A 23,170-nucleotide genomic window follows, 5' to 3' on the forward strand; every position below is an offset into this window, starting at 1 on the left:
ACTCAGCAAGTCCCCGGCCTCACAAGGTGCCGGTGATGGACCCCATCGGAAATCGAATGGGAATCGGCGGCCCTCGAAGGGATCCGAATCGTGTGTCGGTACGTCTACTCGGCGACGTCGCTTCATGGCTGCGGCGACGCCGACGTACGTGTGACGGAGGTGCAGGGCGATGGCTGGATTCCGGAGTCTGGCAAGACAGGTGCGCGATCCGCGCAACGATCTGGCACTGCGGCGATACTCACTGCGCAAGTGCCTTGAGAGATTCGCCCCCTACGGGCACCGGGCGACCTGGGACCACCTGTGTGAACGGGCCGGTCTCGGACCCGAGGACCGCTCCCCCGACCCGGCCAGGCTGGTCGCGGCGCTGGAGGAGCTGGAAGAGGCGCGGGCCGTCTGGCTCGCGTACGAAGTCGCCTTCGCGGAGCGCAGGCGCAAGGAGAAGCACGACGGGCTGCGCCGCCCGGGCACGGTGGACGACTGGCACCGGCTGACCTGGGGCGGCTTCGGAGTCGCCTGGTGCGACGACCCGTCGGTGCACCCCACCGGAGCGCTGGCCGAGGTTCTCCGCCGGCTGATCGCCGCTCTGGAGCGCGAGCCGGGCGAGTGCTGCCCGGTCTGCGCGGGCAGCGGACTCGTCTGGAAGCACGACCTGGCGCACGAGCCGTCGTCGGGTCCCGTCTGCACCCGCTGCGGCATCGTCGTGCCGCGGCCGGTTCTCACCCCCGCGGCCCTCACCGAGGCCCGCCGGGCACGGTTGCTGGTCTCGGCCTAGGGCTCCCGGCGCGGAGCCACGTACAGCGCGACGGGGGTGCGGGCCGCAGGATCGGCCACCATCGCACCCCCGGTTTCATCCGGCTGCCCTCGAACCCGGACCGAGCCGACCGCAGTCCTGAACCGAGCCGACCCCCGGCCCCGGACCGAGCTGCCCTCAGACCCGCGCGAGTGAGCCCGGGATCGCTTCGAGCCGCCCCCGGTCGAGCAGATGCCGCGGCAGGAACGGCTGGTCCGTGTCCACGGGGAGCTCCCCGTCGTACGCGAGACAGGCCAGCGCGAGCGGCCCGAGCGCGACCCGCGAGCGCGGCGCCGTGGACCCGGCCCAGTAGCTGCGGTGCTCCTCCAGCGCCTCCGCGAGCAGCGCAGTGAACCTGTCGTCCTCCTGCGTGAGGAGCCGGTGGAACAGGCCGATGGGCTGGTAGTCGACGGAGTTGACGAAGTCCTTCGGCGCGATCGTGGCCGTCTTCGGGTGCGCGGCGTCCATCGCGGCGGCCAGCTTCTCGACGACCTCGTCGACGGGACGGCGCAGCCAGTACGAGCGCAGGGTGTCGGCGAAGTGCAGGACGTGATCGTCGACCGGCGTCCCGCCGCCGCGCAGAGCCTCGGACGGCACCTGGCACAGCCGTTCGGTGCGCTCGCGCTCCCGGGTCACCAGGGTCAGCCAGAACGTGTCGAGCCAGGCACGGGCGTCCCCGCGCACCCCGGGTCCGGTGGCGGGCACCGTCAGCTCCCGCCCGCCGAGCCGTGTCGTGACCTCGTCGGTCGCGGCAAACAGGGCGGTGCCGAGCTGGAGCGCGGTCACCCAGGCGTCCCAGGTCTCCACGCGGTCCGCGTCGGGGTCGTCGGCCGCGTGCGCGTGGGCGAGGGTGACGGCGGCGTCGAAGGCCGCGGGCAGCCGCTCCGGGTCGTTCGCCGCCTCGGTGATCAACTCGATGGTTTCGGCAGTGAGTTCGGGCACCTGAACCGTCGGCGCCGAGGTCACGAGCCGTCCGGCCCGGTCGAGTGCGCGCAGGCTCCGCAGTGCGTCGACGAGTTCCGGGGGCGGCTGCTGCGCGAAGGTGCGGTTCTCGTGGTCGATGACGGTGAGCGAGGTGAGGCGCCCGTCGTGCCACCGGTAGACGCGGGGCGAGAGCGATCCCGGGCCGTCCTCGTGGGCCTTGACGGCGTACGTGGCAAGGTCGTTGACGGCGTCGGCCGCGGTGCCGTCGACGATCGGGTGGAACGCGAGCAGATGCCGGGTCGGCACGACGACGAGCGCGCCCGCGTCCGGCATCCGCCTGCCGGTGGCCTCGGCGACCAGTTCGGGCAGGATCAGCGCCTTGGTGGAGACGAACGGCGAATCGCCGTACACGGAGTACAGGACGGGGTGCCCGTCGAGCCGGACCTCCTCGGTCCGCATCGGCTCGCGGACGAGGTTGCGCTCGGCGGCGGCCCAGAGCGCGTCGGCGCCGGCCCGCTCCACGTCGGCGTCGGTGAGCAGCCGCACAGAGGTGGGCGCGTCGAGCGCGAGGGCGAGATGCAGCCCCTCGGCGACGCCTCTCATGTACCCGAACTCGTCGGCCGCGTCGGCGGGGATCGCGTCCGGCGCCACCAGCCGCAGACAGGTCCGCTCCAGCAACTCCTCGGCGCTCTCGCCGCCTTGGGAGGCCTGCGCCAGGTTCGTGAAGAACGTCTCGACCATCGCGGGCCACTCCGCCTCGGGCGCGACACGGCAGCGCTGCGCCAGATTCGTCAGCGGGTGGCGGTGCCCCTCGGACTCGGCCGCGTCGCCGGTCATCGTGGGGTGCGCGCCGGTACGGGTGTGCAGGTGGCCGGCGACGAGGGCGCGCAGGTGGTCGGCCTGCGCGCCGGTGAGCATGGACAGGTGCGGGTCGGACGTGTCGTTGGAAATCACGGCCCCGACTCTACGAGGCGTGCCGCCGGGCGCGGGCGGGTTCTACGGGCGGATCACCTCGGTCTCGATCGCCAGTTTGAACTCGGCCAGTGTGAGCGGCACCGAGAGGTGGGTGTCCCCGCGCCGGGCCGCGATCTTCAGGCCGACCGGGGTGCCCGGGTGCACGAACATCTGCCAGGTGTAGGAGCGGTACTGGCCGCCGCCGGTGGCCGCGATGTCGGTGGTGGCGGTCGAGTCGTAGCCGGTGGACAGGTTCAGCGGGTCGCGCACGAAGCGGGCGCGGTACTCGGTGGCCCGGTCGTTCGCCGCCCAGAAGACGAGGGCGGACAGGGTCCCCCAGCCGTCGTGGCTCGGCCAGATCAGGCCGGAGCGGGCGTCCGGGTACTTCGACGAGCCGCCGCCGGCGGACGGGCCGTGCATGTTCCAGGGGTCGTACGACTCCTCGGCCGTCGCGTACGGGAAGCGCACGAGGTGGTACCCGTCGTTGTCGTACGTGATCTTCTGGGCGCCCGAGCGGGCGGCCTCGAACTTCAGTGAACTGATCGCTACTGCCATGGGTTTCGCACTCCCCCGTCGCGGCGGTTCGGCTGCTGTTGTCGGTGGCTGCTGGCACCATCACAGGGATGGAGTTCGTACAGGTGTGTCTGAACGGCGCTCGTGGTGCGGGCGACGGAGCGGTGGTTCCGCTGTCCCCCGCCGCACTGGGCGAGGCCGCGGCGGCGGCGGTCGCCGCCGGTGCGTCGGATGTGCATGTTCACCCCAAGTCCCCTTGTGGGCAAGACACGTTGTCGCCGCGCGCGGTTGCGGCCACGCTCGACGTGATCCGGAGCCGGGTGGCGGTGCCGGTCGGGGTGACGACGGGCGCGTGGGCCGAGCCGGACCCGGCGGACCGGGTGGCGCGGATCCGTTCCTGGACGACGCTGCCGGACCACGCGTCCGTGAACTGGCACGAGGAGGGCGCGGAGGCGGTCGCCGCGGCGCTTCTCGAGCGCGGGGTGGGTGTGGAGGCCGGGCTGTGGTCCGGCACGGACGGCGCCGCGCGGTTCGCGGTGTCGCCGCTGGCGGGGCGGGTGCTGCGGGTGCTCGCCGAGGTCACGGATCCGGATCCGGTGACCTCGGGCGCCTCTGCTCTTACGTTGCTGGAGGCGATCGGCACCGGGCACGGCAGGCCTGTGCTGCTGCACGGGGAGGAGGGTGGCACGTGGCCCGTGCTGCGGCTGGCTCAGCGCCTTGGGCTTGCGACCCGGGTCGGGCTCGAGGACACCTTGGTCCTGCCGGACGGGGGGCGGGCCGTCAGTAACGCCCAGTTGGTGGAGGTCGCCGTGCGGGGGCGCGGGGAGTTTTAGGAATGCCGCGGGGGCGTCTGCCCCAATAGCCAGTGGTTGCGTCCGCGGCTTCGTCGTGGCTGGTCGCGCCCACGCGGCGGAGCCGCATATCGATACAGCCCCGCGCCCCTTACGGGGCTGCCAGCCCCACCACTAGCACCCTTGTTCCGGGCTCCAGCGGGCGCCAGCGGTGGGGGAGTTCGGCCGCGCAGTAGAGGGTGTCGCCGCGGTCCAGGCGGTAGCGGACGCCGTCCGCCTCCACCTCGGCCGCGCCGTCGGCGACGTAGAGGAGTTCGTCGCCGCGGTGGCGGTACTCGCGGTCCCAGTCGTGGTCGCCGGTGAACTCCAGTGCGTGCAGCCGCTGTTGGCCGCGCACCAGGGGCCGGGTGCCGTCGGCGGTCGCGGCGCCGTCGGCGGCCCGTACGACGTCGACCGGCCGAGGCTCCTGCGCCGCCGCGAGGATCTCGACGGCCGTGGTGTCGAGCGCGTCGGCGATCCGCTGCAACGAGCTCATGCTGGGGCGCGACCGGCCGTTCTCGACCTGGCTGAGGAAGGGGACGGAGACCCCGGCCCGTCGGGCCACCTCGGCGAGGGTCAGCTCCAGGGCGCGGCGCCTGCGCCGGATGCCGGGTCCCACGTTCATGAACTTGTAACGCCCTTTCGCTGCTGCCCCCATTCCTGGGCACCCTACCGTCATGGTTAACTCCTTCACCGTCACTTAAAAAAGTTAACCACCCTGACACCAGCATGACGGAGGGTCTCCATGGCTCGCGTGGACCAGAATCAGCGGCGCCGCCGCGGCACCGGCCTGATCGCCCTGGACGAGGACGCCGCGTACGGCGGGTACACGCTGTTCGCCCCGCTGACCGGGGCCGGCGAGGTGTACCTGATCGACCTGCGCGGTGAGGTCGTGCACCAGTGGAACCTGCCGCACCGCCCCGGACGGCACGCCCGCGTCCTGGCCAACGGGAACCTCGCCTACAACGGCGTACTCCCCGGCGAGCCCGCGCTCTTCCCCATGTGGCACAAGTACCGCGGCGGCCTGATGCAGGAGATCACCCCGGACGGCACGGTCGTGCGCGAGTACCGCGATCCGCTCCAGCACCACGACGCCCACCACTACGGCGACGGCCGGATCCTGTACACGGCCCTGGAGCCGCTGACCGGGGACGCCGCGGCCGCCGTGCGCGGGGGCGTGCCGGGTTCCGAGGCGGACGGCACCGTCTGGGCCGACACGATCGTCGAGGTCGACGCCGAGGGGAACCGCACCTGGGAGTGGAAGGTCTCCGAGCGGCTCGGCCGGGACGACTTCCCGCTCCACCCCGACTACGCCCGCGAGCACTACCCGCTGATCAACAGCGTGCTGCCGCTCGCCGACGGCAACATCCTCGCGAGCTTCCGCTCGGTGTCGGCGGTCGTCGTCATCGACCGCGCCACCGGTGACATCGTCTGGCGCTCCGAGCCGGGCACGGTCTCGCAGCAGCACTGCCCGACCGAGCTGGAGAACGGCAACTTCCTGGTCTTCGACAACGGTGTGTTCCGGCCGCGCTGGGACGTGCCGTTCAGCCGCGTCATCGAGATCGAGCGCTCCAGCGGGAAGATCGCGTGGGAGTACCACGACCCGGCGCGCGAGTCGTTCTTCGCGCCGTTCATGGGCAGCGCCCAGCGCCTGCCCAACGGCAACACCCTCGTCACCGACTCCCCCGCGGGCCGCCTCTTCGAGGTGACCGCCGACGGCTATCTGTGCTGGGAGTACATCGTCCCGTTCTTCGGCGGCTACGCGGAGGAAGAGGTCCGCAAGCTCTTCCCGTCCGAGCCGAACGCCGTGTTCCGCGCCTACCGCTACTCCGCCGCCGAGCTGCCCTGGCTCGGCAAGTGAGTGCCGCGGTCAGCCCGGTCGACGAGCCGCTGCCCGCGCGCCGCCTGGTCCCCCTCGCCTGCCAGCACGTGCTGGCGGGCGTGGCCGCGCCCGTCTCCTCGGTCATCCTCATCGCGACGACGCTGAAGCTGTCGACCGCTCAGACGGCGTCGCTGCTCAGCGCGACGCTCGTCCTGTGCGGGGTGGGCGCGCTGCTTCAGTCCCTCGGGGTGCGCGTGCTGCGGGTCGGGGCCCGGCTGCCGTTCCTGATGCTGCCGGGCGGCGCCGCCGTCGCGATCTTCCTCCAGATCGCGCAGGAGTACGGCCCGGCGACCGCGTCCGGCTCCGTCCTGGTGGCAGCGGCCTTCCTCCTCTGCGTCCTGCCGTTCTACGGGCGTCTGGTGCGGCTCTTCCCGCCGCTGGTGATGGGCACGACGGTCGTCCTCATCGGCATCAACATGATCAAGGTGACCGCCCCGATGATCGCCTCGGGCCCGGGCCTCGGCTTCGCGACGCTCGGCGTGATCGGGTTCTTCTTCCTCGTCCTGCGGGGCGTGTGGCGGCAGATGGCGGTGCTGCTCGGCCTGGCCGGCGGCACCCTCGTCGCGGTGCTGACCGGCACCGAGCTGCACGTCGCGCACGGCGGTACGTTCGCGCTGCCCGACCCCTTCCCGTACGGCGCCCCGCACTTCGACCTGCTGGCCGCCGTGCCGCTGCTCGTCTTCGCGCTCGCCTCGCTCGCCGAGGCCACCGGGCAGACCGTGCTGAACAGCGAGGCCGTGGGCCGCGCCCCCGACCCGGGCCGCGACGTGCCGCGCATCGCCCGCGCCGACGCGCTGGTCTCGCTCGGCTCCGGCGTCTTCGGTACGTCGCTGATGGTGACCAGCGCCGAGAACATCGGCATCGTCCAGCTCACGCGCGTACGCAGCCGGTTCGTGACGGCGGCGGCCGGTGTACTGCTCGTCGTGTGCGGGCTGCTCACCCCGCTCACCCGGGTGCTGGCGGCCATCCCCGAGCCGGTCGTCGGCGCGGCGGGCCTCGTCATCTACGCCGTCATCGCCGTCATGGGGTTCGGGATGCTCTCCCGCACCGACCTCACGCACGGCACGGACAGCGTCGTCATCGCCCTCGCGCTGGTGATCGGCATGCTGCCCATCGTGCAGCCGGACATGTACGCGGGCCTGCCCTCCTGGGCGCGCACCCTGTTCGGCAGCGGGGTGGCGGCCGGGGCGATCGCGGCCGTCGTGCTCTGCGCGGTGTTCCGGGCGCTCGGCCCGAAGGTCACGCCCGGAGACGACGACCCCGGGATCACGCCCGGAAGCGACGGCCCCGAGGTCACGACCCGAGGCGGCGCTCCCGGCGCTCCCCCATCAGACGCGACCCCGTGAGCCGCTCGCCGAAGACGTCGTCCGGGTTGGACAGCACACAGGTGTCCAGGGAGAGGCAGCCGCAGCCGATGCAGTCGGTGAGGTGATCGCGCAGCCGGCTCAACTGCGTGATCCGCTGGTCCAGTTCGGACCGCCAGGTCTCCGACAGCCGCGCCCAGTCCTCCTGGGTCGGGGTGCGCTCCTCGGGCAGTTCGGCCAGCGCCTCCCGGATCGTGGCGAGGGGGATGCCGACGCGCTGCGCGGCGCGGATGAAGGCGACGCGGCGCAGGGTGTCACGACAGTAGCGGCGCTGATTGCCGGCCGTGCGACGGCTGGTGATCAGCCCCTTGGCCTCGTAGAAGTGCAGCGCCGAGACGGCGGCGCCGCTGCGCGCGGCGACCTGCCCGACGCTGAGCTCGTGGATCTTCTCCGGGATCTGTGGCACCCGGTCGAGCCTAGTCGCAGGCCGGTCGCGTTGTTAGCATGCTGAGCAAGCGCTTAGACATTGCGATGGAGGATGGGCAGCATGGCGGAGCCGCGGGTTTTCAAGGACGTCGACGAGCTGAAGGGCGCCGTCGGTGAGCAGCTCGGGTACAGCGACTGGGTCGAGATCGAGCAGAGCCGCATCGACCGGTTCGCCGAGGCCACGGGTGACCACCAGTGGATCCACGTGGACCCGGAGCGCGCGAAGGGCGGGCCGTTCGGCACGACGATCGCGCACGGCTATCTGACGCTGTCGCTGCTGCCGCTGTTCGGCCCGCAGCTGATCGCCGTCGAGGGCGTGAAGATGGGCGTGAACTACGGGACGAACAAGGTGCGCTTCCCCGCGCCCGTCCCGGTCGGCTCGCGGCTGCGCGCCACGGGGAAGATCACGTCCGTGGAGGACGTGACGGGCGGGGTGCAGGTGTCGGTGGCGTTCACGGTGGAGCGGGACGGCGGCGACAAGCCGGTCTGCGTCGCCGAGTCGGTGTCCCGCTACTACCTGTGAGCCGCTGAGCTACGCCCGGGGCGTGGCTCCCACCATCCTGAGGACGAGGTCGGCGTAGAACGAGCCGACCTCGTCGGGCGTCCGGCGGCCCTGGGTGTTGAACCAGCGCGCCACGTCGATGCACAGCGAGAGGATCGCGACCGTCGTCCCGGGCACGTCGGGCACCTGGAACTCGCCCGACGCCACCCCGTCGTCGATGATCTCGCGCACGGCGGCATCGCTCTCACGGCGCAGCGCCACGATCTCCGGGCGGTGCTCGTCGCCGAGGGAGTCCAGCTCGTACTGGACGACCCGCGCGGTGGTGTGGTGTCCCGCGTGCCAGCGCACGAAGGAGCGCACGGCCTCTGCGAGCCGCTCGGTCGGCGTGCCCTCGCCGTCGGCCGCGCGGCGCAGGATCCGCAGCGCCTTCTCGTGGCCGATGCGGCTGATGCGGAGGAGGAGCTCCTCCTTGGTCTTGTAGTGGATGTAGAGCGCGGCCGGGCTCATGCCGGCGCGGCTCGCGATGTCCCGGGTCGTCGTGGCGTGATAGCCGCGTGCGGCGAAGGCCTCGACCGCGGCGACGAGCAGGCGCCGGGCGGCGTCGGGGGTGACCTCGGCCCAGGGCATCTCATCGATGTCTTCGGGGTTCCGGCCGTCGACCCGTTCGTCCTGCGTCATCGCTCCGCTCGCATCCTGTCGGTGGGGCTCGGCCTCACCATACCTCCCGAGGTGAGCGGGCGCTTAGGTCGCGTCCGCCCCATGGGCCCGGCCGTCGGGTGCGCGCCCCAAGGAGTCTCAGGCGACCGGCTTGAAGGGGTCGTGTTCCGCGAGGATCTTGTCGATGCGGGCCTTGTCGACGCGGCTGACGATCTGGTCGGCCTCCTGGCGGTCGCGGATCACCTTGGCGAGGGTGAACGCCGACGTCGTCAGGTACAGGACCGAGATCGCCAGGAACGCGCGGATCCAGCCACTGGCGTCGAGCCGGTAGATCCCGATCGACACCGCGGCGAGCGCGAGGGCGAAGGACGCGATGGCCTGACCGTAGTAGGCCGTGGTGTTCTGCTGCTTGACCGGTGTCTCACTCATGCCGCACAGCATGGAGCGGACGGGGCCGGTGCCCCATCCGCTCCCGTACTCATCTACATACTCAGGCAGTTGATCGTTCGGGCAGTCGGCTGCTCGGGGAGTCGGGCCTCAGAACGCCGATACGCCCGTCAGCGCGCGGCCGATGATGAGCTTCTGGATCTGGCTGGTGCCCTCGTAGAGGGTCATGACGCGGGCGTCGCGCAGCAGCTTGCCGACCGGGTACTCGTCGATGTAGCCGTAGCCGCCGAAGACCTGGAGGGCGTTGTTGGCGCAGCGCACGGCGGCCTCGGACGCGAACAGCTTGGCCTTGGACGCGGCGACCTGGAACTCCTCGCCGCGGTCGATCAGATCGGCGACGCGCCAGGTCAGCAGGCGGGCGGCGTCCACGTCGAGCGCGATGTCGGAGATCATCTCCTGCACCAGCTGGTACGAGGCGATGGGCTTGCCGAACTGCTCGCGCTCCGTGGCGTAGCCGACGGCGGCGTCGAGCGCGGCCTGGGCGATGCCGACACAGCCGGCCGCGACCGACATCCGGCCCTTGGCGAGGGCGGACATGGCGACGGAGAAGCCCTTCCCCTCGGGGCCCATCAGCGCGGAGGCGGGCACCCGTACGTCCTCCAGCACCAACTCGGCCGTCGCCTGGCCGCGCAGGCCGAGCTTGCCGTGGATGGTGTTGCGGGTCAGGCCCGGGGTGTCGGTGGGGACCAGGAAGGCGGAGATGCCCTTGTGGCCCGGGGTGTCGTTGGTGCGGGCGAAGAGCAGGACGACGTCGGCCCAGGTGCCGTTCGTGATGAAGATCTTGGTGCCGTTGATGACGTATTCGTCGGTGGCCGGGTCGTGGACGGCCTTCGTGCGCAGGTGCGCGGGGTCCGAGCCGTTGCCGGGCTCGGTCAGGCCGAAGCAGCCGAGCGCGTCGCCGGCGGTGAGCCGGGGCAGCCAGTACCGCTTCTGCTCCTCGTTCGCCCACTGCTGGATCGGCTTGGTGACCAGCCCGAGGGAGACGGAGACGATGCCGCGCACCGACGAGTCGCCGCGGCCCAGCTCCTCCGTGACCAGGCAGTACGCGAGGTGGTCGCCGCCGGAGCCGCCGTACTCCTCGTCGATCGTCAGGCCCAGGAAGCCGACCTCGCCGAGCTTCTTCACGATCGAGCGGTCGACGTCCTCCGCGCGGTCCCACGTCACGACGTTCGGCGCGATCTCGCGGTCCACGAAGTCCTTGGCGAGCTGACGGACGGCCGTCTGCTCCTCGTTCAGCTCCAGATTCATGGACGACTCTCCCCAGGGACGCGCCGCAGGCTTTTCTTTAAATTAGCACTGCTAGTTTTAATCGGACAGCCCTACTATGTGCGCCATGGCCCGACCGCGCAAGCCCCTGCTCAGCCGAGACCGCATCGTCGACGCGGCCCGCGGCCTCGTCGACGCCGAGGGGCTCGCCGCCGTCTCGACGCGGCGGCTCGCGGCCGAGCTGGGAGTGAGCGGGCCGTCCCTCTACAACCACTTCAGCACCAAGGACCAGATCCTGGAGGCGGTCGCCGACTCGGTGAGCGCCCAGGTCGATCTGTCGATGTTCGAGGCGGGCGACGCGCGGGGCTGGCGGAGTGCTCTGCACGACTGGGCCGTCTCCTACCGCGCCGCGCTGCGGGAGCATCCGAACATCGTGCCCGTGCTCGCGCAGGGGCCCGGGCGGCGGCCTGCGGGGCTGCGGCTCGCTGATGCCGTGTTCGGGGCGATGGTGGATGCCGGGTGGCCGGCGGCGCAGGCCACGTCGATCGGGGCGCTCATGCGGTACTTCGTGATGGGGTCGGCGCTCGGGTCGTTCGCGGGCGGGTTCGTCGACGACGAGGCCGCGTACGATCCCGCCGATTATCCGCATCTCGGGCAGGCGCATCTCCTGGCCGACAAGCAGGAGTTGATCGACGACCGGGCCTTCGAGACCGGGCTTGCTGCGCTGCTCGACGGGTTGTCCGTGCAGTACGCGCAGCTGGCCGGGGCCGCGCGCTGATCTTTTTGGCGGTGGTGCCGGTTGCTTCGCGAGTGCCGGTCACGTCGTGGCTGATCGCGCTTGCGCTCCGCGCCACTGATGGGTCGTCGGTCGAGTGCGGGCCGGTGGCCGCTTCTCGCGCAGTTCCCACCGGAGCCGCACCCGAAGGGCAACCCAGGGGCGCGGAGCGCAAGCGCGACGAGCCCCCACTCCAGCCGCGGCTAGAAGAGCACCAGGGCCCGGCCCCCCTTGCCGGCGACCATGTTGTCGAACGCGGCCGGGATCCCGTCCAGGGCGATGTGTTCCGTCACCAGCGCGCCGAGGTCCAGGCGGCCCGCGCGGATGTGCTCGGCGAGGACCGGCAGGTCACGGGCCGGGTCGGAGTTGCCGTAGACGCAGCCGGACAGCGTGCGGCCCCAGTGGAAGAGCTCCAGGGCGTTGAAGGTGACCTGCTGGTCCTTGCCGCCGATGCCGACGACCGTGGTGCGGCCACCACGACGCGTCGACTCCCACGCCGTACGGATCGTCACCGCGCGGCCGACGCACTCCACGGCCACGTCGACGCCCTGCTTTCCGGTGAGGCCACGGATCTCGCGGGCCGTGTTCTCGGAGGCGAGCACATAGTCGGTGGCACCGGCCCCGCGGGCCAGCTCCTCCTTCTCCGGCGACACGTCCACCGCGATGATCTTCGAGGCGCCCGCGATGCGCGCCGCCTGGATCGTGGCGAGGCCGACGCCCCCGACGCCGTACACCGCGACCGTCTCCCCCGCCTCGACCCGCGCGGAGTGGTGGATCGCGCCGTAGCCGGTGAGCACGGCGCAGCCGAGCAGGGCCGCGTCCGTGAGCGGGACGCCGTCCGGCACCGCAAGCACCGTGTTCGCGGCGACGACCGTCTCCTCGGCGAACGCGGCGACGTTCAGGCCGGGGTGGAGGTCCGAGCCGTCGGACGAGCGCTTCGCGTACACGTTGCCCGCCCCGGCCAGCGCGTTCGCGCACAGCCACACCTCGCCGAGCGAGCACGCGTGGCAGCTGCCGCACGAAGGCGCCCAGTTGAGGACCACGCCGTCGCCGGGTGCGACGTGCGTGACGCCCTCGCCGACGGAGACGACGGTGCCCGCGCCCTCGTGGCCGAGGACCGCGGGGACCGGCACGCGCATCGTGCCGTTGGTCAGGGACAGGTCGGAGTGGCAGACCCCGGCGGCGGCGAGCTTGATGCGGACTTGGCCGGGACCGGGCTCCGGCAGGTCGATGTCGGCGATCTCCAGCGGGGAGCCGACGGCGGGCAGTACTGCGGCGCGAACCATAACGGTGCTGACTCCCTTAGAACTGGAGGGACTTGGTCTGGAGGTACTCGCTCAGGCCGTGCGAGCCCAGCTCGCGGCCCACGCCCGACTGCTTGTAACCGCCGAACGGGGCAAGGGGATTGAAGCGGCCGCCGTTGATGTCGACCTGGCCGGTGTCCATGCGGCGCGCGAACGCCACGGCCTCCGCCTCCTCGCCGGCCCAGACCGCGCCCGCGAGCCCGTACACGGTGCCGTTGGCGATGCGCAGGGCGTCGTCCTCGTCCTCGTACCGGATGATCGAGACGACCGGGCCGAAGATCTCCTCCTGCGCGATGGTCATCTCGGGCGTGACGTCGGCGAAGACGGTCGGAGCGACGAAGTAGCCCTGCTCGTGCGGGGTTTCGGTCCCGCCGACGACGAGCCGGGCACCCTCCGCGACGCCCTTCTCGATGTAACCGCGCACGCGCGCCTGCTGCTTGGCGTTGACGAGCGGGCCGATGCGGTCGCCGTACTTGGCGGCAGCGGCGCCCGCGAGTTCCACGGCCTCGTCGTACTGAGAGGTGTGCACCAGCATGCGGGTCCAGGCGCTGCACGTCTGGCCGGAGTTGCCCATGACATTGGCGACGCCGACGTTCACGGCCTTGGCGAGGTCGGCGGACGGAAGGATCACGTTGGCGGACTTGCCGCCCAGCTCCAGGGCCACGCGCTTGACGGCCGCGCCCGCCGTCGCGCCGATCTGCCGGCCGACCGCCGTGGAGCCGGTGAAGGAGACCAGGTCCACGCCCTCATGCTCGGCCAGGGCCTGGCCCGCGACCGCGCCGATTCCCGTGACCAGGTTGAAGACGCCCGCCGGGACGTCCGCCTCGTCGATCGCCTCGGCGAACAGCTGGGCGGTCAGCGGCGTGTCCTCGGCCGGCTTCAGCACGACCGTGCAGCCCGCGGCGAGGGCCGGGGCGACCTTCGCGACGATCTGGTGGAGCGGGTAGTTCCAGGGCGTGATCGCGCCGACGACGCCGACCGGCTCGGCGTAGACGGTGGAGTTGCCGACCTTCTCCTCGAAGGGGTACGAGGCGGCGAGCTCCGCGTACGAGCCGGACACCAGGATCGGTACGCCCGCGTGCACCGTCTGCGAGAACGGCAGCGGGGCGCCCAGCTCGGCCGTGACCGTCTCGGCGACCTCGTCCTTGCGCGCGACGAGCACGTCGCGCAGCGCGGCGATCTTCGCGGCGCGCTCGGCGGGGGCCGTCGCGGCCCAGGCCGGGAAGGCCTCGCGGGCGGCGCGCACGGCGGCGTCCACGTCCTCGACGGTGCCCGCGGGGACATGGCCGATCACCGTCTCGTCGGCCGGATTGACGACGGCGATGGTGTCGCTGCCCGCGGCGGCGCGCCACTCCCCGCCGATGTACATCCCCTCATGGGCCTTCATGGCTCTCCTCCCGGTACCGCACCGGTCGCGCCGATGCTGCCTGATCGTCCCGCGCACCAAACTAGCGGTGATAGTTTTCCGGCGCCAGGGACGGGCCGGAGACCCCCGTCACGCCGCCAGTAATTCCTCAGTAACGGTGCCTTCCTAGCGTGCGGACTCCCCCGTACCGTTCCCGGAGGAGCACCCCCGATGCACCTGCCCCGACCGCCCCGGCGCAGAACCGCCGCATGGGCTGCGGCCGCGTTCACCGCGACCGCTCTGGCCGCCGGCGCCCTGCCGGCCGTCGCCGCCGACACCCCGTCCGCCACCGCCACCGCTGCCGCCGCGAAGATCGACTCTTCGCTGAGCAGCGCCGTCGCCAAGGGCGGCGAAGCGAAGTTCTTCGTGGTCCTCAAGGACCAGGCCGACCTGTCCGGCGCCAAGAAGCAGAAGACGCACGCCAAGAAGGCGAAGGCCGCCTACAAGGAGCTGCGCGCCCACGCCGACGACAGCCAGGCCTCCCTCAGGTCGTTCCTCGACAAGGAGAAGGTCGGCCACAAGGACTACTGGATCGCCAACACGATCCAGGTCACCGGCGACCGGAACCTCGTCGACGAGCTCGCGAAGCGCTCGGACGTCGCGTCGGTCGTCAAGGCGCGGACGTTCAAGCCCGACGGCATGGAGACCTCCGACAAGAAGGTCACCAAGTCGCGCACCACGTCGGCCGGGACGGATGCCGCCGGCGACGGTGACGACACCCCGACGTGGGGTGTCTCCGACATCAAGGCCGATCAGGTCTGGGACCAGTACAAGGACCGCGGCGAGGGCATCGTCGTCGCCAGCGTCGACTCCGGTGTGCAGTACGACCACCCGGACCTCGTCGCCAACTACCGCGGCAACAACGGCGACGGCACGTTCACGAACGACTACAACTTCTACGACCCGTCGGGCACGTGCGCGACCAGCACCACCCCGTGCGACAACGCCGGCCACGGCACCCACACCATGGGCACGATGGTCGGCAAGAACGGCATCGGTGTCGCGCCGAACGCCAAGTGGATCGCCGCCAAGGGCTGCGAGTCCGAAGAATCCTGTTCGGAGGACAACCTCCTCGCGGCCGGCCAGTGGATCCTCGCCCCGACCGACCACAACGGCCAGAACCCGCGCCCGGACCTGGCCCCGAACATCGTCAACAACTCCTGGGGCGACACGGGCGGCAACAACCCCTTCTACCAGGACATCCTTGCCGCCTGGGACGCCGCGGGCATCTTCGAGGCGTTCGCGGCCGGCAACTCCGGTGACGGTGTGACCTGCGAGACGAGCGACCCGCCCGGCGCGCAGTCCGACTCCTACGGTGTCGGCGCCTACGACTCGAACGGCACGATCGCCCCGTTCTCCGGGTTCGGCCCCTCGCGCCTCGACGGCTCGGCGAAGCCGAACATCTCGGCGCCGGGCGTCGACGTCGAGTCCGCGTGGCCTGGTTCGTCGTACAACACCATCGACGGTACGTCGATGGCCACCCCGCACGTCGCGGGCTCGGTCGCGCTGCTGTGGTCGGCGGCCCCCTCGCTGATCGGCGACATCGACGAGACCCGCAAGCTCCTCGACGAGGGCGCGCGTGACGTCGACGACACCCACTGCGGCGGCACCGCCGACATGAACAACGTCTGGGGCAACGGCAAGCTCGACATCCTCGCCTCCGTCGACAAGGCCCCGCACACCGCGGCCACCGTCACCGGCAGGGCGACCGACAAGGCGACCGGCGCGGCCCTGCCGAACATCACCGTGAAGGCCACCGACGCCACCGGCTCCGTCCGCACGGTCAAGACCGGCGCCGACGGCACCTACCGTCTGCCGCTGGCCCCGGGCACGTACTCCTTCGCCTTCAGCGGCTACGGCTACGCGAACGACGCGGCGACCGGCGTCACGCTCACCGCGCAGCAGGCCTACACCCAGGACTTCGCGCTGACCGCGGTCGCCTCGCACAAGGTCTCCGGCACCGTCCTCGACGTCTCCGGCAAGGCCCTCGCGGGTGCCACGGTCGAGATGAACGGCTCGCCGCTCGACGCCGTCACCACCGACGCCAAGGGCCGGTACTCCTTCGCCAAGGTCTCCGAGGGCTCCTACACCCTGACGGTGAAGCCCGCCGCCCCGGTCCTGTGCAACGGCGTCTACAACGGCACCGCCGCCGTGGCCTCCGCCGACCTGACCAAGAACGTCCAGGTCCCGAACCGCACCGACAGCTCGGGCAACTCCTGCGCCCCGGCCGCCTACTCGTGGATAGCGGGCTCCAAGAAGGTCGCCCTGTCCGGCGACGAGGACTCCGCCTCGGTCGCGCTGCCCTTCTCGGTGAAGCTGTACGGCGTCTCGTACTCCTCGGCCTCGGTCACCACCGACGGTCTGGTCAACTTCCTGTCCTCGCGCGTCGGCGACTACGGCAACACCGCGCTGCCGACGACCGGTGCGAACGGTGTGAAGGGCATCATCGCCCCGCTGTGGGACGACCTGACGCTCGACAAGAAGTCCTCCGTGCAGACGGCCACCACCGGCACCAAGGGCAGCCGCAAGTTCGCCATCGTGTGGAACAACGCCGCCTACGCGAACGGCACTTCGGGCCGCTCCACCTTCGAGGCCGTCTTCGACGAGGCCACCGGCGCCGTGACCCTGCAGTACCAGTCCGTCGCGGACAAGGGCGCAGGGGCCACCGTCGGTATCGCCGACCAGTCCGGCACCGACGCCCTCCAGTACGCGTACAACCAGTCCGTGCTCGCCGACGGCACCGCCGTCCGCTTCACGCAGGGAGCCAAGTGATGAGAGCCCACCACTCGCGGCGGGCCTTGACGCTCGCCTCCGGTCTGGTCGCGGCCGGTCTGTGCCTGACCGCGGTGCCGCAGGCCCTGGCCGCCGACGGCGACAGCGGTTCGGCGTTGAAGCTGACCAGCGCCGAGGCCAAGAAGCTCGCCCCCCATGTGACCCTCGACCCGTGGGTCACGGCCGAGGACACCACCGGCACGAAGAAGGACGACGACTCCGCCTCGCCGGACGCGGCCTCCGGCTCCGGTTCCGACACCGGCAGTGACGCGTCGTCGACCGACGCGTCCGGCGACGCCGACCCGACCACCAAGGTCTCCCTGACCGCGAAGTCCACGCTGGAAGGCGTGCGCGGTATGGGCGCCACGGTGCCGGTCGGCAAGAACGGCGACTACTTCTCCGTCAACAGCATGGGCTACGTGCAGCGCCACGCCGCCGACGGCAGCCAGACGTGGGCCCGCGACAGCAGCTCCTTCTTCACGGACTGGCAGGTCAAGCCGCTCCAGGTGTGGCGGGTCGAGCCGTACCCGGCGCAGATCCTCATGGGCTACAACGCGGTCTCGCCCTTCACGGCCAACTCGGACTCCGGGTACGCGACCGGCGACCTGACCGGCGACGGCGTCCCGGACCTGGTGTTCTCCGCGCAGGTCGGCACCTCCCCGTACCCGCGCGCCTTCACCTCGCCGGGCTCGTCGCTCACCACCGGCACGTTCGTGACGGTCCTCGACGGCAGGACCGGCACCACGGTCTGGTCGAAGCTGTACAACCACGCCTCCATGGTGAAGATCGTCGACGGCACCCTGCTGGTCGCCGACGCGCCCCGGATGAGCAGCGACGCGAAGGTCCCGGCCGACGCCACGCTCACCCTGACCGGCATGCGCTTCTCGTCCGGTGCGGACGGCAAGCTGAGCCCGGCCTCCACGTGGACGTACGACAGCAAGGAAGCCCGGGACGCGAACTGGGGCGACATCCAGGACCTCGGCAAGGGCAAGGTCGCCGTCTCCTGGAACCTGAACAAGGCCGACGGGGTCGACGCGCGCGGCCGCACGCTCGTGCTCGACGCCGCCGACGGCTCCGTCACCTGGCAGACCGACAGCATTCTGTACAACCGCAAGATGCGCCTGGACGCCGGCCGCAAGCGGATCGTCGCGGTCGAGCAGTCCGACGCCACGGACGCGGTGCACTACGAGGTCGCCTCGTACGACCTGAAGACCGGTCACCGCGCCACCCTGCAGAGCCGGGACAACGTGGTCCCCACCGCACTGGCGGTCGGTGATCTCGGCGGCAGGGCCGGCGACGAGTACGCGGTCTCGGAGTCCTCGTTCGACGAGAACTACTTCGTCAACGCCAGCACCGTCCGCGTCGTCAACGGCGACAGCGCGGATACCCTCCGGTGGTCGAACTCCATCAAGCGGGACGACGACGACGGCAACAGCGCGCCCAACACCTTCGGCCTGTCGGTGGCCGACGGCAAGCTGGTCATGACCGGCCAGGACAACGACAGGTTCGACGTGCCCGAGAACCGGGGCGGCACCCGCTACGCGTCGGTGACCGTGTTCTCCGGCAAGGGCGACGTCGCGTGGCAGTCCAAGGGCGTCGCCGGCACGGCGATGTACCAGGACCTCTACAGCGACGCCAAGGGCACGCACCTGCGGCTGGTCGACCCGGCGCAGAACATCCGGACGTTCAAGCTGGCCAACGGCAAGGCGGAGAGCGTCACGCCGCTACAGGGCGACATCGCCTACGCCAAGAGCGCCGACCTGAACAAGGACGGCAAGAACGACGTCGTCATGGGCGGCTCGTCGAACGGTCTGTGGGCGTACTCCGGACCGTCGCTCGTGAACGGCGCCAAGCCCGAGAAGCTGTGGCAGGCCACTCTGCCCGGCGCGGTCCACGACATCGAGATCGGTGACGTCAACGGCGACGGCAAGGACGAGATCGTCGTCGCGGCCGACACCGCGACCGTCGTCCTCAACGGCAGGACGGGCCGGACACTCGCCACGATCGACGGCGGCGGCCAGTACGTCCGCACGGCGAAGCTGGCCGATCTCGACGGCGACGGCGAGCAGGACATCCTCGTCCCGACCGACGCGCTGCACGCCTACCACGGCGACGGCCACGCCCTCTGGACGTACAACGCCCCCGCGGCCGCGGGCGACGTGCAGTTCGCCGACCCGTCGGTGAACGACGGCCGCGTGTACGCCTCGTACGCAAGCGCCGGCGCGGTCGATCTGACCACGCCGGTGACGAACGCGGTCGCGCTGAACTCCAGGACCGGCAAGACCCGCTGGTCGGCCGCGCCGAAGGCACCGGACGACGCGGTCGGCGGCATCCGCACCCTCACCCCGAACGAGGGCGTCTTCGCCTCCAAGGAGATCCCGTACGCCGACGGGCACGCGGTCGTCTACGTGTGGGACGTCGACGCGCCCCTCAAGGTCAACGGCACCACCATGATCAGCTCGCAGAACATGTTCGAGATCCGCGACGGCCGCACCGGCGAGGTGCTGCACACCTGGCTCTCCGGCGGTCTGTGGACGCACAACAGCTTCTTCGCCAAGGACGGAGCGCTGTACGAGGGCGGTGTCGCCTCGTTCCGGCGGTTCCGCGCGAACGGCGACGACAAGAAGCAGGGTGTCTCGCCGACGTCGTTCGGCGGCGGCTTCCTGACCGGACCCGGCGGGCGTGAGCTGCTGGTCGCCGGCGTGGACGGCGGCCTGTACCTGTGGGACCCGAGCATCCTCGAGTCCGAAGACACCTGGGCCCCGTCCGTCGGTCAGACCCCCGGCCTCATGGGCGCCCAGAACTACTTCTCGGGCGACCTCGACGGAGACGGCGTCGACGAGGTGCTGTCCCTCAACAAGGACCTCGGCGGCCGCGACCGGCTCGTCGGTCAGTTCGGCGGCGGGTACTACTCGGGCGACTACGCGATCCACCAGGTGACGGCGTACAAGCTGTCCTGACCTGAGCGGTACCGACGGGTCGCACGGAACCCCCTGGGCCTCGCCCAGGGGGTTCTCAACATGCTCGGTTAGAGTTGCGCCCTCATGAACGCGCAGCGGACGGACAGCACCATTCCAGCCACTCCCCTGCTGCGTCTGCACCTTTTCGGCGGTTTCACGGCAACTCGGGACACGGGCACCGCACTTGCCGACCGCTGGCCGCGCCCCAGCGCCCAGACCCTGGTCAAGCTGCTCGCCGTCGTGCCCGGCCACCGGCTCCACCGCGAGCAGGCCATGGCCGTCTGCTGGCCGGACGCGGACCAGCAGTCCGCGACCGGCAGTCTGCGCGTCGCCCTGCACGCCGCGCGTCGCGCCCTCGAACCCGAACTCGCGCCGCGCGCCAGCTCCTCGTACCTGATATCCGACGGCGCGCTGCTGCGACTGGATCCGGCCACCGTACGGATCGACGCCGACGAGGCCGAGGCGGCCGCGCGGGCCGCGCTCGCCTCCCGGGACCCCGGGCAACTCGCCGCAGCTCTCGACCTGTTCGCCGGGGAGCCGCTTCCCGAGGACCGGTACGCGAACTGGGCGCAGGCCCGCCGCGACCAGCTCGTCGCCCTGCGCGAAGAGGTGCTGCTCGCCCTCGCCGCCGCGCACATGGCACAGGGCTCCCTCGCCGAGGCGGCGACGGTGGCCGGGCGGGTCCTCGCCGCCGCGCCCGCCGAGGAGGGCGCCCACCGGATCCTGATGGAGATCCACCTGCGCCAGGGCCTTCGCCGCCTCGCGGTGCGCCAGTACCACCTGTGCCGGGAGGCGCTCGACGCCGAGCTCGGCGTGCGGCCCGACCCGGAGACCGAGCGGCTGCACCGGCTCGCCCTGACCGACTCCCCCGCGCCGACGCTGACCGCGCCCACCCTGCCCGCCCCGCTGCGCGCACCGGCGGAGGGCCCGCTGCGCGGCCGTGACAACGTTCTCCGACGGCTGCTCAGCGCCGACGGGCCACCGGTCACCCTGCTCACCGGGGAGGCCGGTGTCGGCAAGACCAGCCTCGCCGGGGAAACGGCCCGGCGGGCCGCCGCGGCCGGGACCGCCGTGCTGTGGGGCGGCGGGCACGACGCCGAGGGGCACACGCCGTACGGGGCGTTCGCCGAGGCCCTCGACGGCTGGCTCGCCGAGTGGGACGCCGGAGAGCGGGCCCGGGTGGGCGCCGAACATCCCGAACTGGCCGCCTTCCTGCCGTCGTTGGGCCGGATCCGGGTCACGGGCGAGCGGTCGCCCGAGGAGGAGCGGGACCGGCTGTTCCGGGCGGCGGGCGCGCTGCTCGGCGAACTCGCCGCCGCCCGGCCCGTGCTGGTCGTCCTCGACGATCTGCACGCCGCGGACGAGGGCTCGTTCCAGCTGCTGAGCCATCTGGCGCGGCGGGTGACGGCGCTGCGGTTCCTCGTGACGTACCGCGAGGAGGAGCTGCCCGAGGGCGATGCGCGCCGGTCCGCCCTCGCCGCGCTGCTGCGGGCCCGGCTCGCCGCCCGCGAGGACGTGACCCGGCTCGGCCGCGACGCCTGCCTGGCCGTGGCCCGCGACGGCGGCGCTCCGGCGCGGCGGCTCGACCGGGTCTGGGAACTCTCCCTCGGCAACCCGCTGTTCGCGCTGGAACTCGCCCGGGGACCCGTCGACGACGAAGCACCCTACGGCGTACGGGAGTTGGTGGGCGCCCGCCTCGGGCGGCTCGGCCGGGACACCCGGCGGGTCGTCGAGGCGCTCGCCGTCGCGGGCGGCGAGACCGCGCTGAGCGAACTCCTCGACATCGCCGAGCACGGGCTGCGGCCCTCGCTCGACGCGGCGGCCGCCGCCGACGCCCTGGAGGACGCCATCGGCGCGGCTCTCGTCGAGGAACGGCAGGTCGTGGTGGCCGGCCGGGCCGAGGCGGGCCTCGCCTTCCGGCACCCGCTCGTCCGGCTCACCTGCTACGAGGCGCTGACCGGGGTACGCCGCCGACAGCTGCACGCCGCGTTCGCACAGACGGTGCTGCGCCGCCGCCCCGACGCCGTCGACACCCTCGCCTCGCACTTCGCCCGCGCCGACGACCCCCGCGCCGCGGAGTATCTGCGCCGGGCCGCGGAACGGGCCGCCGCCGTCTACGCCAACGACACCGCCGACCGCTACTACCGCGACCTGGTCGCCCGGCTCGACGTGGACGCCGCCCGCGCCCGCCTCGGGCACGCCCAAGTGCTGCGCCGCATGGGGCACTTCGCGCAGGCGGCCGACGTGCTGCGGCTCGCATTGGCGGAGTTCGTGCGGCGCGGCGACCACGACGACACCGTGCTCGCGGCGGCGCGGCTCGCCGAGACCCTCGTCAAGGCCGAGAACCCGGAGGCGGGCCTCGACGTGCTGGCCGCCCATCCGCCGACCGCGGAGACCGGGGCGGAGCCCGTCGCCTCCCACCATCTGGCCCTGGGCGTCGCGCTCCAAGTGCAGGGACGGTACATGGACGGGTACGCCGCCACGCGTGCGGCCCTGGACGCCGCGCTGCGGGTGCCCGGCATCGTCGGGCAGGGCCTCCTCGCCCGGTGCCATGCCGGGCAGGCCACCGATCTGGCCCTGGCCGGGCGGTTCCGGGACGCCCGGCAGGCCGCCGACCGGGCGCTCGCGCCCGCCGAGGCGTACGGGGACTCGGCGGTGCTCGGCTCCGTGCTCTCGGTCCTGCGGGAGAACGCGCGGCGCGAGGGGCGGTTGCGGGAGGCCGTCGACACCGGGGAGCGGGCGCTCGGCCTCGCCGAGGAGTCGGGGGATCCGACGGCGGCCGCGTTCGAGCGGGCCAACCTGGCCGAACTGTGGCTGCTGCTCGGGGAGTCGGGGGTCGCCCGGGAGGTCGCCGAGGCGGCCGTGGCCGGGGTCGACGCGGACGACGCCTGGTCGCTGCCGTACGCGCTGGCCGCGCTGGCGCGGGTGCTGATGCGGGGTGGCTCCGCCGGGGAGGCCGGGCCGCTGCTCGACCGGGCCGAGCGGTCGGCGGGGATGGACCAGCAGGCCCGGTTCGAGGTGCGTGCCGCCCGGGCCGAACTGGCGCTGCGCCAGGACCGGCCGGAGCTGGTGACCACCCTGCTGCGGGACGGCGAGGCGCCGGTGCTCGCCGCGTGGGGGCATCTGCTCGGCGGGGAGCGGGAGTTGGCGCGCTGGGTGGCCGCCGGCGAGGTGGAACGGGCACGGAGTACCGGGGAGCGGTTGGCGGAGGTGGATGCCGGGGTGGTTCATGCGGTGGCCCTGGGCGGGGCTGCGGGGGTTCGGGCGCTCGGGGTGGTCGAGGCGCTGGCCCGCCGGTTGCCGTACCCCGCCGGGGTCGGGCGGGTCGTCGCGGCTCGGGGGTTGCTGGGTTCGGGGTGATGCGCCTCTCCACTCCGCCTGCGGCCCGGTGGGGGCTGGTCGCGCAGTTCCCCGCGCCCCTAAGGCATGCGCTGCGCGCAGCCTTCCCCTTGAGGCTCC

General features: G+C 72.1%; 18 protein-coding genes. 9 read left to right on the plus strand and 9 right to left on the minus strand.

Annotation, left to right across the window (positions count from 1 at the left end; genetic code table 11):
• Nucleotides 1–169: 169 nt before the first annotated feature.
• Complete coding sequence (locus ACFVDP_RS32180) at nt 170–772, plus strand: hypothetical protein (RefSeq protein WP_383497493.1); 603 nt, start codon at nt 170–172, stop codon at nt 770–772.
• A gap of 156 nt (nt 773–928) precedes the next feature.
• Here the strand turns inward: ACFVDP_RS32180 and ACFVDP_RS32185 are convergent, their stop codons facing one another.
• Together ACFVDP_RS32185 and ACFVDP_RS32190 are read right to left on the minus strand one after the other, a co-directional pair.
• Nucleotides 929–2,668, minus strand: a complete 1,740-nt coding sequence (locus ACFVDP_RS32185) for an immunity 49 family protein (protein WP_383497495.1) — start codon at nt 2,666–2,668, stop codon at nt 929–931.
• 42 nt (nt 2,669–2,710) lie between these two features.
• Nucleotides 2,711–3,223 carry a hypothetical protein gene (locus ACFVDP_RS32190; RefSeq protein ID WP_383497497.1) on the minus strand — a complete coding sequence of 171 codons (513 nt, stop codon included), beginning with the start codon at nt 3,221–3,223 and terminating at the stop codon, nt 2,711–2,713.
• Between the two features lie 68 nt (nt 3,224–3,291).
• Here ACFVDP_RS32190 and ACFVDP_RS32195 point away from each other — a divergent pair, with 68 nt between their 5' ends.
• Complete coding sequence (locus tag ACFVDP_RS32195) at nt 3,292–4,014, plus strand: 3-keto-5-aminohexanoate cleavage protein (RefSeq protein ID WP_383497499.1); 723 nt, start codon at nt 3,292–3,294, stop codon at nt 4,012–4,014.
• Between the two features lie 109 nt (nt 4,015–4,123).
• Here the strand turns inward: ACFVDP_RS32195 and ACFVDP_RS32200 are convergent, their stop codons facing one another.
• A complete protein-coding gene (locus ACFVDP_RS32200) occupies nt 4,124–4,636 on the minus strand; it encodes a helix-turn-helix domain-containing protein (protein WP_383497501.1) in 513 nt (170 codons plus the stop codon).
• A gap of 120 nt (nt 4,637–4,756) precedes the next feature.
• Between ACFVDP_RS32200 and ACFVDP_RS32205 the strand changes: the two genes are divergently transcribed.
• Nucleotides 4,757–5,872: an arylsulfotransferase family protein gene (locus ACFVDP_RS32205; RefSeq protein WP_383497503.1), complete on the plus strand. Its 1,116-nt coding sequence runs from the start codon at nt 4,757–4,759 to the stop codon at nt 5,870–5,872.
• The gene (locus tag ACFVDP_RS32210; protein ID WP_383497505.1) at nt 5,869–7,239 is read left to right on the plus strand and encodes a uracil-xanthine permease family protein; all 1,371 of its coding nucleotides are present in this window, start codon (nt 5,869–5,871) and stop codon (nt 7,237–7,239) included. Before ACFVDP_RS32205 ends, ACFVDP_RS32210 begins: the two co-directional genes overlap by 4 nt.
• On the opposite strand, the gene soxR is transcribed toward ACFVDP_RS32210, so the two are convergent.
• Nucleotides 7,187–7,663, minus strand: a complete 477-nt coding sequence (gene soxR / locus ACFVDP_RS32215; RefSeq protein WP_383497507.1) for a redox-sensitive transcriptional activator SoxR — start codon at nt 7,661–7,663, stop codon at nt 7,187–7,189. The two genes, ACFVDP_RS32210 and soxR, sit on opposite strands and share 53 nt — an antisense overlap.
• An 81-nt stretch (nt 7,664–7,744) precedes the next feature.
• On the opposite strand from soxR, the gene ACFVDP_RS32220 reads away from it, so the two are divergent.
• Nucleotides 7,745–8,206: a MaoC family dehydratase gene (locus ACFVDP_RS32220; protein ID WP_383497509.1), complete on the plus strand. Its 462-nt coding sequence runs from the start codon at nt 7,745–7,747 to the stop codon at nt 8,204–8,206.
• Between the two features lie 9 nt (nt 8,207–8,215).
• On the opposite strand, the gene ACFVDP_RS32225 is transcribed toward ACFVDP_RS32220, so the two are convergent.
• The 3 genes from ACFVDP_RS32225 to ACFVDP_RS32235 form a co-directional block, all read right to left on the minus strand.
• A complete protein-coding gene (locus ACFVDP_RS32225; protein ID WP_383497511.1) occupies nt 8,216–8,863 on the minus strand; it encodes a TetR/AcrR family transcriptional regulator in 648 nt (215 codons plus the stop codon).
• A gap of 117 nt (nt 8,864–8,980) precedes the next feature.
• On the minus strand, nt 8,981–9,271 hold the full coding sequence (locus ACFVDP_RS32230; protein WP_383497513.1) for a YiaA/YiaB family inner membrane protein: 291 nt from the start codon (nt 9,269–9,271) through the stop codon (nt 8,981–8,983).
• A 108-nt stretch (nt 9,272–9,379) separates the two neighbouring features.
• Nucleotides 9,380–10,537 carry an acyl-CoA dehydrogenase family protein gene (locus ACFVDP_RS32235; protein ID WP_383497515.1) on the minus strand — a complete coding sequence of 386 codons (1,158 nt, stop codon included), beginning with the start codon at nt 10,535–10,537 and terminating at the stop codon, nt 9,380–9,382.
• A gap of 85 nt (nt 10,538–10,622) precedes the next feature.
• Here ACFVDP_RS32235 and ACFVDP_RS32240 point away from each other — a divergent pair, with 85 nt between their 5' ends.
• Nucleotides 10,623–11,273, plus strand: coding sequence for a TetR/AcrR family transcriptional regulator (locus tag ACFVDP_RS32240; RefSeq protein WP_383497517.1), 651 nt, complete (start codon nt 10,623–10,625; stop codon nt 11,271–11,273).
• 200 nt (nt 11,274–11,473) lie between these two features.
• On the opposite strand, the gene ACFVDP_RS32245 is transcribed toward ACFVDP_RS32240, so the two are convergent.
• The gene (locus ACFVDP_RS32245) at nt 11,474–12,556 is read right to left on the minus strand and encodes a Zn-dependent alcohol dehydrogenase (protein WP_383497519.1); all 1,083 of its coding nucleotides are present in this window, start codon (nt 12,554–12,556) and stop codon (nt 11,474–11,476) included.
• 16 nt (nt 12,557–12,572) lie between these two features.
• A complete protein-coding gene (locus tag ACFVDP_RS32250; RefSeq protein WP_383497521.1) occupies nt 12,573–13,961 on the minus strand; it encodes an aldehyde dehydrogenase family protein in 1,389 nt (462 codons plus the stop codon).
• 189 nt (nt 13,962–14,150) lie between these two features.
• Between ACFVDP_RS32250 and ACFVDP_RS32255 the strand changes: the two genes are divergently transcribed.
• The 3 genes from ACFVDP_RS32255 (at nt 14,151) to ACFVDP_RS32265 (ending at nt 23,071) form a co-directional block, all read left to right on the plus strand.
• Nucleotides 14,151–16,751, plus strand: coding sequence for a S8 family serine peptidase (locus ACFVDP_RS32255; protein ID WP_383497523.1), 2,601 nt, complete (start codon nt 14,151–14,153; stop codon nt 16,749–16,751).
• Complete coding sequence (locus ACFVDP_RS32260) at nt 16,751–19,711, plus strand: FG-GAP repeat domain-containing protein (protein ID WP_383497525.1); 2,961 nt, start codon at nt 16,751–16,753, stop codon at nt 19,709–19,711. The genes ACFVDP_RS32255 and ACFVDP_RS32260 overlap by 1 nt, the downstream gene beginning before the upstream one ends.
• Before the next feature lie 84 nt (nt 19,712–19,795).
• Nucleotides 19,796–23,071: an ATP-binding protein gene (locus ACFVDP_RS32265; protein ID WP_383497527.1), complete on the plus strand. Its 3,276-nt coding sequence runs from the start codon at nt 19,796–19,798 to the stop codon at nt 23,069–23,071.
• Nucleotides 23,072–23,170 lie beyond the last annotated feature (99 nt).

The sequence above is a fragment of the Streptomyces sp. NPDC057694 genome (genome assembly GCF_042799415.1).
Taxonomy (GTDB): Bacteria; Actinomycetota; Actinomycetes; order Streptomycetales; family Streptomycetaceae; genus Streptomyces.